This is a genomic window from Roseovarius sp. B-10 (assembly GCF_056859295.1).
The window spans coordinates 1-12,765 of sequence record NZ_JBSXOE010000031.1 but is presented as its reverse complement, the minus strand read 5'-3'; the positions used below and the strand labels follow the sequence as shown (position 1 = coordinate 12,765).

At 62.9% G+C, this 12,765-nt stretch carries 14 protein-coding genes and 1 pseudogene; all 15 read left to right on the top strand.

All coding sequences use genetic code 11. The features are described from left to right. The first annotated feature begins 339 nt into the window (after positions 1-339). A complete protein-coding gene (gene phnF / locus AC13D8_RS08870; protein WP_160325911.1) occupies positions 340-1,164 on the top strand; it encodes a phosphonate metabolism transcriptional regulator PhnF in 825 nt (274 codons plus the stop codon). Positions 1,165-1,435: 271 nt separating this feature from the next. Beyond that, entirely contained in the window at positions 1,436-1,834 is a 399-nt protein-coding gene (locus AC13D8_RS08865) for a phosphonate C-P lyase system protein PhnG (protein WP_474183863.1), read from the top strand. Between the two features lie 13 nt (positions 1,835-1,847). Beyond that, entirely contained in the window at positions 1,848-2,417 is a 570-nt protein-coding gene (locus tag AC13D8_RS08860; RefSeq protein ID WP_037239973.1) for a phosphonate C-P lyase system protein PhnH, read from the top strand. Between the two features lies 1 nt (position 2,418). Further along, on the top strand, positions 2,419-3,609 hold the full coding sequence (locus AC13D8_RS08855; protein WP_482968546.1) for a carbon-phosphorus lyase complex subunit PhnI: 1,191 nt from the start codon (positions 2,419-2,421) through the stop codon (positions 3,607-3,609). Further along, the gene (locus tag AC13D8_RS08850) at positions 3,606-4,493 is read left to right on the top strand and encodes an alpha-D-ribose 1-methylphosphonate 5-phosphate C-P-lyase PhnJ (RefSeq protein WP_037239970.1); all 888 of its coding nucleotides are present in this window, start codon (positions 3,606-3,608) and stop codon (positions 4,491-4,493) included. The genes AC13D8_RS08855 and AC13D8_RS08850 overlap by 4 nt, the downstream gene beginning before the upstream one ends. After that, positions 4,478-5,314, top strand: coding sequence for an ATP-binding cassette domain-containing protein (locus AC13D8_RS08845; RefSeq protein WP_037239966.1), 837 nt, complete (start codon positions 4,478-4,480; stop codon positions 5,312-5,314). The genes AC13D8_RS08850 and AC13D8_RS08845 overlap by 16 nt, the downstream gene beginning before the upstream one ends. Then, positions 5,311-6,048 carry a phosphonate C-P lyase system protein PhnL gene (locus AC13D8_RS08840; RefSeq protein ID WP_037239963.1) on the top strand — a complete coding sequence of 246 codons (738 nt, stop codon included), beginning with the start codon at positions 5,311-5,313 and terminating at the stop codon, positions 6,046-6,048. Before AC13D8_RS08845 ends, AC13D8_RS08840 begins: the two co-directional genes overlap by 4 nt. Beyond that, the gene (locus tag AC13D8_RS08835; protein WP_057821629.1) at positions 6,045-7,235 is read left to right on the top strand and encodes an alpha-D-ribose 1-methylphosphonate 5-triphosphate diphosphatase; all 1,191 of its coding nucleotides are present in this window, start codon (positions 6,045-6,047) and stop codon (positions 7,233-7,235) included. Before AC13D8_RS08840 ends, AC13D8_RS08835 begins: the two co-directional genes overlap by 4 nt. An 8-nt stretch (positions 7,236-7,243) precedes the next feature. After that, positions 7,244-8,293 carry an extracellular solute-binding protein gene (locus AC13D8_RS08830; protein WP_037239960.1) on the top strand — a complete coding sequence of 350 codons (1,050 nt, stop codon included), beginning with the start codon at positions 7,244-7,246 and terminating at the stop codon, positions 8,291-8,293. 81 nt (positions 8,294-8,374) lie between these two features. Further along, positions 8,375-9,199 (top strand): hypothetical protein, encoded by an 825-nt coding sequence (locus AC13D8_RS08825; RefSeq protein ID WP_482968545.1) that lies wholly within the window; start codon positions 8,375-8,377, stop codon positions 9,197-9,199. A gap of 22 nt (positions 9,200-9,221) precedes the next feature. Continuing rightward, complete coding sequence (locus AC13D8_RS08820) at positions 9,222-10,223, top strand: ABC transporter ATP-binding protein (protein WP_051922135.1); 1,002 nt, start codon at positions 9,222-9,224, stop codon at positions 10,221-10,223. After that, positions 10,220-11,041, top strand: coding sequence for an ABC transporter permease (locus AC13D8_RS08815; RefSeq protein ID WP_037239957.1), 822 nt, complete (start codon positions 10,220-10,222; stop codon positions 11,039-11,041). The genes AC13D8_RS08820 and AC13D8_RS08815 overlap by 4 nt, the downstream gene beginning before the upstream one ends. A 195-nt stretch (positions 11,042-11,236) precedes the next feature. Then, positions 11,237-11,767, top strand: a pseudogene (locus AC13D8_RS08810) (transposase); the annotation flags it as partial. Positions 11,768-11,914: 147 nt separating this feature from the next. Next, the gene (locus AC13D8_RS08805) at positions 11,915-12,166 is read left to right on the top strand and encodes a helix-turn-helix domain-containing protein (protein WP_482968544.1); all 252 of its coding nucleotides are present in this window, start codon (positions 11,915-11,917) and stop codon (positions 12,164-12,166) included. Positions 12,167-12,177: 11 nt separating this feature from the next. Next, positions 12,178-12,765: DNA-binding domain-containing protein (locus tag AC13D8_RS08800; RefSeq protein ID WP_482968543.1), on the top strand; the 588-nt coding region annotated here is incomplete at its 3' end.

Sequence of the window (12,765 nt, the reverse complement as noted above, 5' to 3'; positions counted from 1 at the left end):
TTCGACCATCTCCGGAAAAGTCACCGACAATATTCAGCTATTTTGATGCCTCGACGGAGATATAGGACTCTCCGGAAGCAAATGAAAAAAATTCTCCTGCGACTCTCTCCTGCGACTCAGAGTATCATTGCTTCCAAACTGAAACAGGTTGCCGGCAACGCAGCGAACAACCTTCACACATGCTGCGGATTTCGACTGAAACAAGGTTCCCCCAGACAACGGATCCGCCCCCGTCGATAATCTCGGATGGCTCTACCGTCTGTCTGGAGACCCCGCATCATGCGATGTCACACCATATTCATAAGAATCACGTATACACGTCTCGACAACAGGAGGCGGATGACTTTTATGCTGACTCTAGCGAGGAACGCGGGAATTGCCATATGGGCCCAGATTGCGGCGGCGCTCAGGTCCGATATTGCCGAGCGACATGAGGCAGATGACTGGCTCCCCTCCGAGATCGAGTTGGCGGCGCGCTTCGGGGTCAATCGGCACACATTGCGCCGGGCGGTCGATGTGCTGGTTGATGATGGGCTGGTCGAGCGCGTGCATGGACGTGGCACGCGCATTCTGGCACGTGAACTGGTCTATGGGATCGGGCGTGACACCCGATTTACCGAGCGGCTTGCGGCTTCGGGACGCACAGCGGAGGTCATGCTTCTTGATCGGGCCGATATCGTGGCCGAACAGTCGGTGGCGCGAAAGTTGCGTCTGGCTGAAGACACGCCGATTCTGTGTTTACGGACCTTGCGCGGCGAGGGGGACATTGCGTATGCCGTGTCGCTGCATTTCCTGTGCGGCGCAGCGGCGACGGCTGCGCAAACTTACACAGGCGGTTCGCTCACGAGGCACTTGCGCGAGGTGGGCGGGATCACGCTTGACCGGATCGAGAGCCTGATCACTACGCGACTGCCGAGGAGCGAGGATGCGCTTGCGCTTAGGATGCCCCGCACCCAGCCAGTCTTGCGTGTGAAGGGGGTAAATGCCTGCCGCGCCAGTGGCGAGGTGCAGGAATATGTCATCAGTCAGTTTCGCGGCGATCGGATTGAGTTTGCAGTTGGCGAAGCCGCGCAAACTCCGTCGTGCCCGGCCCGTCCCAAAGGATCGGAGGCTTTGGATAGACTCCCCAGTCAAATCAACGAACAAGAAGAGGGCCTCAGATGACGCCAACACCAGGGTCGCGCCCATGACGGTCATTTGATCCGCTCATAACCGCGCCGAAACTGCCAACCCTCAAGAGCGTGGTGGTTGCGCACGACTAACAACGAAAATCCGAGGTCTCGAACCTTTTCAAGTGCGGGAGGCACCATCTTTCCCGCATCCCCCTTTTTGCTGACTGCCTGAAAGAAAGACACACCAGATGCTCCAGCCCGATTTGACAGACCAACAGCGCGCGAGGTTTCATGCAACGCTTGCGAATTGTGCCGCGAAAGACGTGCTGCGTCTGCGCGATGACCTTGGCCTGACCACCGACCGGCACAGCCTGCGCCGCGTGCGCGTCATGCTTCAGATGACCGATGGTGTCAGCCGCAGTGCATTCAACATGTCCGAGGCGCTTGCAATAGAGGCCTGGGCAGAGATCGGCGCGTACAAGGCCTGTCTTCTGCGGTTGGGCGATGAGCATGAAGCGGCTGTCGCCGGGGCCACCATCCTTGCTGCGATCGAAGCCGACCCGACGCTCGTGCCGCCCTTGACCAAGGCCCTTGCCACCCTGGAGCGTGCGCGCGCCGCAGCTCATTCAAGGGAGCGGGCTGCCGTGCGCGCGACCGAGATCGATTTCGAAGGCGGCGAGGTCGAGGCCTATGACGCCAATGACTATTCAACTGATCGATAAGGGAGAGATACGCGTGAGAGATGAGATCAATCCGCTGGGGCCGGACCCGTTCGAGACCCAGGCCTTGGGTCGCGCCGCGCTGACGGCGCTGGCCTATCCGGGCCGGGTGATCGGCTGTGATGCTGCCCTTGCCGGTCTGTTGCGCACCTTCGTGCCGACCGGCACACGCCTGCATCTGGATCCGGCCTTCGAGGCTGCGGGCGTGGCAGGCCCCGACGGCGCGCGCCCTGTCGGCCCCGAGCGCGCTACGGTTGCTGCGGCACCGGCGGCGCGGGCCGCGATCATACTGCCCGCCCTGCCGCGCGGCACGCTGCTGCACCCGGAAGAGGGGGCTTTGCTGATCGTCATGGTCGCAGGTTTGGCGGAGGCCGAAGGCGGACCCCGCTATCGTGTCAGCCGGGGCGCGGCCGGCGGGCGGACACGCGATCTGAGCGTCACCGGCTTGCCCGACGGCTTCGTAGCCGCTCGCGCTGCCGCCACGGCCGACTATCCGCTCGGTGTGGACATTTTGCTTGTCGATGAGACGACGGGCAGACTCGCGGGGCTGCCGCGGCATGTGCGTCTTGCGCACGGGGAGGAGTGAGATGGGCTATACCGTTGTTCGTGGCGGCACGAGGGCGATGCTGGCGGCCGAGGAAATGCTCGATGCGGTGCGCCTTGGCGCATTTCGCGCCGCACCAGAGGCCGCGCCCGAAGTTGCACAGCAGGTGGAGATGATCCTGTCGGCGCAGCGCCATGCGGTGGATCGGGTGATGTGCGAGGCGGGGCTTTATGCGCCGCGCTTGGCCGCGCTGGCGATCGTCCAGTCCGAAGGCGACGTGATCCATGCCTCTTTTGTGTTGCGCGCGTTGCGGGTAAGCCTGCCGCGCCGGGGAACCGCAGAACCGCTCGACATGGACCGGATGCGGGTGTTGCGGCGGCTGTCCTCGGCGTTCAAATCGGTGCCAGGCGGGCAGTTCCTTGGTCCGACGCGCGATTATACACTGCATTTCCTGCGTCACGATCTGCTGCGCGAGGTGCCGCAGACGCGCCGAGCCGAGGCCTTGGCCGCGCTCGGGGCCGATGGTGCCGGGCAAACCGCTCCGCTTCCGGCGATGCTGCGTGTTGTGGAGGTGCTGCGCGAGGCTGGGCTGGTCAAGCAACCCGCTGAGGCCCCCGAGGCCGAGCCCGCCGATATCACCATGGCACCGATGCGCTTTCCGCGCCCAGCCCGGTCGGCGCGGTTGCAGGCGCTGGCCCGAGGCGAGAGCGGGATGCTGATCGGCCTCGCCTATTCCTCTTTGCGTGGCTATGGCCATTCGCACCCCACCCTCGGTGAATTGCGCGTCGGCCATGTGCCCGTGCGGCTGAGTCACCCAATATGGGATTTCGACGTGGACATCGGCGAGGTGCCTGTCACGCAGGTTGATGCGATCATCTCCGGCGTGGGCACGATCTCGACCAGCGGTGATGATGAGGATGGGCTGCGTCTGGCGCTCGGCTTCGGCGCGGCGCTCGGTCAACAGGAAGAGCGCGCCATCGCCATGTCGATTCTCGATGGCAGTCTCGAAGAGGGAGACGCGGAAGAGGGCGGACCGTCCGACGATACCGAGTTCGTGCTCTACCATTGCGACGGTGTCGAGAGCCTCGGCTTTGTCGAGCATCTGAAAAAGCCGCATTACATGCTCTTCGCTTCGGTGATGGATCGGATGAGCGCGGCAAATGCAACCAGGCGGAACGCTGTCGGCGACACCGTGGCGACGCCCGAAACCGAACCCATGGAGGCCGGAGAATGACCGAGCGTTTCACGACCGGGGCCTGGGATGCGCCCTGGCCCTTTGCCTATCTGGACGAGTTCATGAAGGCCTCGGTCCGGCTTGCGGTGCTGCGTGCAGTCTGCATTCCCGGATATCAGGTGCCCTATGTCTCAGAGGAGGTGCCGATTGCGCGAGGCTATGGCTCGGGCGGATTGCAGGTCACGCTGTCGCTGATCGGCCCCGATGACCGTTACAAGATCATCGACGAGGGCGATGACGAGACGGTGAACGCCGTCAACCTGCGGCGCATGGTCGGGCTGGTGACGGGGGCTGTCGCCACCACAGATCCCGAACGTGCCGATCTCATTCAGACCCGTCACAAGGTGCCGGAGGTGCCATTGCGCGAGGATCAGATCGTGATCCTTCAGGTCGCCTTTCCCGATGCGTTGCGGTTTTTCGAACGCTCCGAGGCGGTTGCGCGGCAGATGCACGCCGAGAGGGATTACAGCAAGCTTTGGCTCAGGCTCTATGAAAGCGTCATCGCCCATGGCGAGATCATGATCGGCGGGCGCTATCCGGTGATGATCGAGGGGCGCTATGTGCTTGATCCCACCCATGTGCCACGCTGGGATCTGCCCAAGCTCGATCATTCGCCGGCGCTCTTCATCTTCTGCGCCGGCCGGGAAAAGCGCATCTACGCCATCCCGCCCGATACCACGGTAGAGCCCTTGGGCTTTGAGGATCATCCGTTCCGCGTCGAGGATCAGACCGGGCGATCCTGCCGTCTATGCGGCTCGACCGAGAGCTTTCTCGCCCCTGCGCTCGGGCCGGACGGCGAGATGACCTGGACCTGTTCAGACAGTGCCTGGTGCCGCAAATGCCGCGGTGAAACGCTGGAGGACATGACATGGCAAACCCTGTGATCCGGGTCGAAAACCTGTCGCTGCGCCACGGCGCGCGACCCTGCGCGGGGAATTGCCCGGCGATGGAGGCCACGACCCAAAGTGCCGTCTGCCCGGTCTGCGGCGCGGTCTGGGCGCTGCGCGATGTGTCCTTCGAGGTTTGGCCGGGCGAGATTTTCGGCATTGTCGGTGAAAGCGGCGCGGGCAAGACCAGCCTCATCGACATGCTCGATTTCCGCGCCGAGCCGACGTCAGGCGCGATTTATTACAACGGTTGGCGGGAAGGGAAGCAGCCGCTCCACGATGCCTCTGCCGAGGAGCGGCGCGCGCTGCGCAATTCCGATCTCGGGATCGTCTATCAGAACCCGCGCCGCGCGCTGATGATGGGCATGAGCGCGGGCGGCAACGTGATCGAGCGGATGCTAGCCGCAGGCGAGCGGCATATCGGGAGGATGCGCAGCCGCGCGCATGGCCATCTAGATCACATGGAACTGGGCGACCGGATGGATGTCGAGACCATGACGCTCAGCGCCGGGATGCGCCAGCGGGTGCAGATCGCGCGCGCATTGGCCAACCGTCCGCAAGTGCTTTTGCTTGATGAGCCGACAACCGGCCTCGATCTCTCGGTGCAGGCGCGCACGCTCGATCTCATCCGCAAAGTGCAACGCGAGCTTGGCCTGACGGTGATCCTCGTGACCCATGACTGGGGCGTTCTGCGGCTTCTGGCGCGGCGTGCGATTGTGCTCAAGGCGGGCCGCGTCGTGGAAAGCGGCATGGTCACGCAACTCATGGAAGACCCCCAAGCCCCCTATACCCAACTATTGGTGAGTTCCGCACTATGACATGCCCCCCCGTTCTGGAGGTGGCAAACCTCAGCAAGACCTTCACCTTGCATCTTCTTGGCGCGCGCGAAATCGTGGCGCTCAATGATGTGTCTTTTGCCCTTGCCGAAGGCGAGTTTCTGGCGCTCACGGGGCGCACGGGCGCAGGGAAATCGACGCTGATCAAGACCTTGCTGCATTACAACCGACCAACCGGGGGGTCTGTGCGGTATCGGCGTGCCGATGGCACGGTGCTCACGCTGGCCGATCTGCCGGTGATCGACCTCATCGCGTTGCTCGAAGGCGAGATTGGCTACGTTTCGCAGCATCTGAGCGTTGTGCCGCGGGTCGGTGCGCTTGATCTGATGATCGAGGCGGCACTCCATGACGACCGCGCCCGTGCCGAGGCCGAGGCGCTGGCGCTGTTCGAGCGGCTTTGCCTGCCCGAGGCGCTGGCACCGGTCTATCCGGTGACGTTTTCGGGCGGCGAGAAGCAGCGTTTCAATCTTGGCCTCACGCTGATGCGGCACCCGCGTTTGCTGATCCTCGATGAGCCGACCGCCGCGCTCGACCCCGCGACGCGGGAGGTCGTGATCGACCTACTGGCGGACCTCAAGGTCGCCGGCACCTCGACCATCGCCGTGCTGCACGACCGCGTTGCCGTGGATCGGCTGGCCGATCGCGAAATCGAAATCAACGACGGGCGGATCATGGCCGAGACGCCAATCTGTCGCAAGGAGGAAACTGTCCTATGACCCTTGTTATTGAAAACGCCCAGATCGTTCTGCCCGATCGTGTTGTCGAGGGGGCGCTTTGCCTTGAAGACGGGCGCATCACCGACATCCGCGAGGGGGCGGGCGCACCGGACGGGGCCGGACAGGTGATAGACGCCGAAGGCGATTGGCTTATCCCTGGCTGCATAGACCTGCATGGCGACGATATCGAATTCGAGATCGGCGCGCTTGGCCCGCGTGCCGGCACCTTGCGCATGCCGGTCGAATTGGGGCTCATCCAATCCGACAAGAACGCCGCCGCTTGGGGGATCACCACGAAACTGCACGCCATCGCCTATTTCGAGGACGAGGCCAAGAACCGCTCCAAACGGCTTTCGAGGCAGATCATGGACGCGATCCGTGATCACGCGGCGGCGGGGCGGCTACTGGTTGAGCACTGGGTGGACCTGCGATACGAGGTGACTGCCGATCCAGCCTATACGCTCGAGGCGATGGCGCATCCGGTTGTGCGGATGATCTCAGTCATGGATCATACGCCCGGCGAGGGGCAGTTTGCTGATCTGGAAAGTTACAAGGCCCTGAACCGGCAGTTGACCGATGCCGATGATGACGAGCTTGAACGGCTGGTCGCCGAGAAACAGGCGCGTGCCCATCTCAAGACGGCGCATGAAGCCCTAGTCGCCGCGCGCGCGCATGAACTTGGCCTGATCATCGCCTCGCATGACGACAATAGCGCAGCTCGGGCCGAGGCATGGTACGCATTAGGTGGTCGCCTGTCGGAAATGCCCGTCCGTCTGGAGGCGGCAGAGCGCGCCCACGCCTTGGGTATGTTTGTCAGCATGGCAGGTCCTAATTTGCTGCGCGGCGGCTCGGCCAGCGGCAACCTGAACCTGATCGAGGCGCTGGCAGTGGGCGCATTGGATGCGATCTGCTCGGACTACTATCCGCCTGCGCTGGTCTGTGGCGCGTTCAAACTCGTTCAGGACGGACATATCCCCGATCTCTTTGACGCGATCCGGCTGGTCAGCAGCGGCCCTGCCGCAGCACTTGGCCTAACTGATCGCGGTGCCATCGCCCCCGGCTTGCGGGGCGATCTGGCACAGGTCTCGACCCGGCTCGGCCATCCGGTCGTGCGCCGGACCTTCCTGGCCGGAGACCTCGTTTACGAGGACCGCCGGTTCGAGAAAACCCCAACCAACCGCTGCTAGAGGATATCATGAAAAACTTTCTTACCGCGACCTGCACCGCGCTGACGCTGGCCATCACCGGCCCTGTCGTCGCCGAAGAACTGACCGTTTATGACCTGCCCAGCAAATACATGAACTGGGCCGGTCTGGTGGAGGCCTATGAGGCCAAGACCGGCATTCGCCCCACGCTCGACCTCAAGAACGGATCGAGCACCGCGCTGGCCGCGCTCAAGCTCGAGGCGGCAAACCCGATCGCCAATGCGGCGTTCTGGTCGCTCGACATCGCCTCTGAGGCCAAGGCTTCCGGCGTCACTGCCCCGCTCAAGGTTGCGCGTTTTGACGAGATCCCCGCAGACCTGCGCGACCCGGAACACTATTGGTGGGGCGTCGGAACCGCCAATATCGTGATCGGCGTGAATACGGACGTCCTGGAACGTCGCGGCCTGCCGCTGCCGACCTCGTGGGCCGATCTGCTCGACCCGAAATACAAGGGGCTTGCCTGTTCGATGGATCCGACCTGGTCGGGCACTGCCTCGGTGTTCATGTATTCGATGAATGCGATCCTGGGCGGCACGCCTGACGATTTCACCACGGGCTTCAACTTTCTCAAGGCGTTCCAAGACAACGGTCACAGCTACCGCACCGAGATCGTGGCACCGCGTCTGGCGCAAGGCGAATGCCCGATCACCATTGATGCCGAGGGCAACATCCTGATCGAAAGGGCCAATGGCGCGCCGGTCGATGTGGTCGTTCCCTCGGAAGGTGTGGCGGCGGTGCCGCTCGGCATGGGGTTTGCCAAAGGTGCCCCCGAACCCGAGAAGGCCGCCGATTTCCTGAACTGGGTGCTGAGCGACGAGGCACAGGAAATCATCGCGCGCTCCTATTTCCGGCCTGTCATCGCCAGTGCGATCCCGGCGGAGATGTCGGATGCCTTCCCCGAGATCGCCCGTCAGGTGCCTGTGGACATCCCCCATGCCGCCGCCAATGTCGGCAATCTCAAACGCGCCTTCACCGCTGCCGTGCTGCAAGGCGGCGATGTCAAGGCTGCGCTGAGCGAAATCGGTCTGGCGGGAAGCTGAACCATCGCGCCGGGGGCGGCTTGCCTGCCCCCGGCCCCTTTTCCAATCTGACCGACCGGGGTCTTTGCCATGCGCGCCTTCATGATCGTAACGACCATAGCCCTGCTGGGCATATTCGCCCTCGGCCTGGCCTATCCGCTGGCAACTGTGATCCTCGTCAGCCTGACCGGCGAGAGTGGCGCGCCGACGCTTGATGTCTATCGCCGGGTCTTTGCGAGCGGCTACTTCATGCAGGCGCTGGCCGAGACCGTGATGTTCTGCCTTGTGACCTCGTTCATCGCGACGGCGTGGGCTCTGCCCCTGGCCTGGCGGATCGGGCGCAACGGGGCGGGGGCGCATTTCCTGCAAACCCTCAGCCAGATCAACTTCGCCTTCGGCGGTATCATCTACGGCATGTTGATGATCGTGCTGATGGGCAATGCCGGCGTGCTTGCCCTGCTTGAAGCATGGCTTCTGGGCACCGAGGCCACGCGCGGCCTGGCCTTCACGGCGTTCGGTCTCGGCGTCGCTTACCTGAGCTTTCAGATCCCGCGCTCGGCCCTCATTCTGGCCGAGGCGATCGCCAAGATGGATCCGGGCCTGCCGGCAGCGGCACGCACGCTGGGGGGGCGCGGTCCTGCGGTGACGTTTCTGGTCGTGGTGCCGATCCTGCGCCCGGCGCTGATCGAGGCGGCGGTCTTTTCCTTCCTTCTGGCGATGGCCTCCTTCGGGCCGGCCTTGCTGATCGCGCGCTCGGTCACGATCTTTCCCGCGGTCATCTACCGGGAATTCACCGGCTTTCTCAACTTTGGAAATGCCGCGGCCATGGCGATCCTGCTGTTGATTGTCGCTTTGGCGTTGGCGGGCGTACTGCGGCTTCTTGTTGGACGCGCGACGCCCTTTCACACGCAGACCGACGCCACCTGACCCTTGAGAGAGGAAGACAGACATGACCATCACGATGAACGGGATTGAAAAACGGTTCGGCGACAAACCGGTGCTCGAGGGGATCGACCTGGTTCTCGCGCCAGGGCGTGTGACGGCGCTCATTGGCGCGTCGGGCTCGGGTAAGACGACCTTGCTCAACATCATTGCAGGCTTGCTTGAACCGAGTGCCGGGCGCATCCTCTTTGACGGGCGCGATGTCACGCCGCTTGACGCGGCCGAGCGCAATATCGGCTATGTGTTCCAGAGCTTTGCGTTATTCCCGCATCTGAACGTGCGCGACAATGTGGCCTTCGGGCCGCGTATGCGCGGCATGAAACGTGCCGAGCGTCATGAGCGGGCCATGACGGCGCTTGCCCGCGTGCGGATGGACAGCTTTGCCGATCGCGGTGTCGATGCCCTATCCGGCGGACAGCGTCAACGCGTTGCTCTGGCGCGGGCCCTGGCGACGGAGCCTGATATCCTCTTGCTTGACGAGCCGCTTTCTGCGCTCGATCCGGTCCTGCGCGACGATATCCGCTCCGAATTGCGCGCGCTGCTCGAGCCTCTCGACATCACCACGCTCATCGTCACCCATGACAAGGCCGATGCCTTCGTTCTCGCCGACCGGATCGTCATGCTCTCGGGTGGACGTATCCTGCAGGAGGGCACGCCGCGCGATCTCTATGACCGACCAACCCATATCGAGGTGGCGGCGTTTTTCGGCGCGGTCAACACGCTGTTCGATGCAGCGAGCGAAGGTGGAACCGGGCCTATCCTGCGGCCCGAGGATCTGCGCCTTGCCGAGAACGCCGCGCGCGCCGATCTGACGATCACTGTTGGGCGGCAGCTCTATCTTGGCGATCGGTTACGGGTGATGGGGCTGACGGCGGACGGAACAAGCGTGACCGTCGATCTGCCCAAGGCCACCGGCTTGCGGGATGGCGATGTTCTGCATCTCAACCTGCCGCCGGGCCACCGCGACCGTGCGGCCGCGCCTCTGCTCAGCCTTCCGGGACGGTCATGACCGCCTCGGCCGGCATGTACGCGATCCCGACCCGGCGACGGCAGCGCGCCGGAGCGCGAGCCGAACGCTTTTGGGCCTGGGTCGAGCCGGTTCTCGTCTGGTCTCCGGCGGGGCTGCTACTGATACCGCTCCTCTTTCTCGCGATTGGGTCGTTCACAGCCCGTTGGGACAGTCGGGGCCTTTCGGGTCTCTCGCTCGACGCCTATGCTACGATCTGGTCAACGGCGCAGGGTGAGATCGGCTTCAGCCTGTTTCTCGCCATCGGTGTGAGCACGATCAATCTTTTGCTCGGGGTGCCGCTTGGTGTGCGCCTCGCGCAGGGCGGGCGGCGCGGGCAGGTTCTGGTCAAGGCCATCGTGAGCATGCCGATAGTGCTGCCGCCGATGATCGTGGCGATGGGTCTGGTCCTTGCCTGGCCGCGCTTGATCGGAAGCTGGGAAATCCTTATGCTGGCTCACCTTGTGTGGACCTTTCCGTTTGTGGTCTGGCCGGTGATGACAGCCATGATGGCACTTGATGCGCCGACACTTGCCGCAGCGGCGCGTACGCTCGGCGCGTCTGATTGGGCGATCTTTACCCGCGTGATCCTGCCCAATCTGCGCAATGCGATCCTGCTGGCCTGGTCGATGACCTTCATCATGTCATTTGCTGAGATCAACGGGTCGCTTTTCCTCGCCTCAGCGGGCAGTCATCCGGTCGGAGTGGGACTGCTCGAAAGTTTTCTCAATCTCGAAATCAGGGTAGCGGCAGCCTATACGGTCCTCTTCCTGCTTGTGCTAACACCGGTTTTTCTTCTGACGGTACGGCGGGGCGCGTAATGGTCGCAAAGATGCGGTGCGCGGGGGTTGCCGGTATGCTTGCCCCCCGAACGATAGAGCTATACGGTTGTCTGAGGCACTTGAATGGCTACAATCCGAATTGAGCATCGGCATCAACAAACCCTTAGTTCGATCCAGACGGCTTGGCCTTGTGCGTGGAAATCCTAGACCCGACGACTTTTCCATCCATGTAGTCGGCGGCTGCAGGATTATCCCGCGCATGGAGACGAGGTAACGGTTGATCTCGCGGTTTGCCGTTGGCGATGTTTGGCTCCCGCTTGCCCGCGCCGGACTTTCTCGGACCAGACCGTCTCGGTTGCGCGTCCTTTTGCGCGGCGCACCTCGCGTGTCGGGGAGATTGTCAGCCATCTTGGGCATGCGACCGGCGGGCGGCCTGCCGAGCGGCTCTTGCACCGTTTGGGCCTTGGGGTCAGCGATGACACGGTGCTCAGGCAGCTGAAGAAGTGTGCTCAAGGCACCGCCGAGCCGCCGACGGTCATCGGGATCGACGACTGGAGCTGGCGGAAGTCGCAAACCTACGGCACGATCATTGTCGATCTGGAGCGTCGCGTGGTCATCGACATTCTCGAGGATCGAGACGTCGTCACCTGCACCAACTGGCTGAAGCGACATCCCGAGGTGGAAGTGATCAGCAGAGATCGCTGCGGTCTCTACGCCCAGGCTGCCCGGCAAGGGGCGCGGCAGGCGGAACAGGTCGCTGACCGGTTGTCGCGTAGCCCTTAATTGTGAGATGAGAAATCCAACGAAATCAACGGCCACCCTTTGCCCTTAAATATGAGATTTTGTCTTTAATTCCGATATTTTTGCCCTTAAACCTGAGACAGGGTTCACAGGTTTTTGCGGCAAATGTCGATGGAAAATGATGACGAAGAGTCAGTTGCCCTTGGTGCTGAAGAGGCGCGCAGGGCTGCTGTACTGCGTCCGCTTGTTCAGGCATATCTCAAAGGAACTGGCAGTCTGGAAAGTGGCATCAATGACGCCGTTTGGGAGCTTGGTGTCAGCAGGGCGACTGTCTGGCGCTGGATAAAGCGTCTGGCCGAAGAGGGTGGCGCACCAGCGCGCTGGCTTCTCGGAAACGGGGCCGCCCGACTGGTACAACCTTGATATCCGGCAAGGTGGAAGCGGTGATCGAAGAACATCTTCGCCGTTATTTCTTACGGCGGGAACGTCCAAGCCTGTCGCGCGTCGTGACAGAAATCCGCAGCGCGTGCTGGCAGCAGGGCTTGCAACCGCCGACGCGTCGGACGGTTCAGCGCAGGCTGGATGCAATGGACGCCCGCGCAATTGCCAAGGCACGCGAAGGCGCAAAGGCGGCCCGCCAGAAATTTGCGCCGGTCGTAGGCGACAACAAGGCAAACCGGCCACTGGAGGTCGTGCAAATCGACCATACGCCTGCGGACATCATTCTCGTCGACAGTTTTGAACGCCAACCAATTGGGCGGCCTTGGGTCACGCTGGCGATCGACGTCGCAACGCGGATGGTGACCGGATATTACACCTCTCTCGAGGCACCTTCGCGTCTGTCAGTGGCGCTTTGCCTGACACAGGCTGTAGCCCCCAAAGCGGAACTTCTGGCGGAATTGGTGTGCAATGTTCCTTGGCCCGCGCAGGGTAAACCGCATAGCATCCACGTCGATAACGGGCGCGATTTCCGGTCGCATGCCTTTCGGTCGGCATGTGCGGAATGGGGGATCGATCTGGTC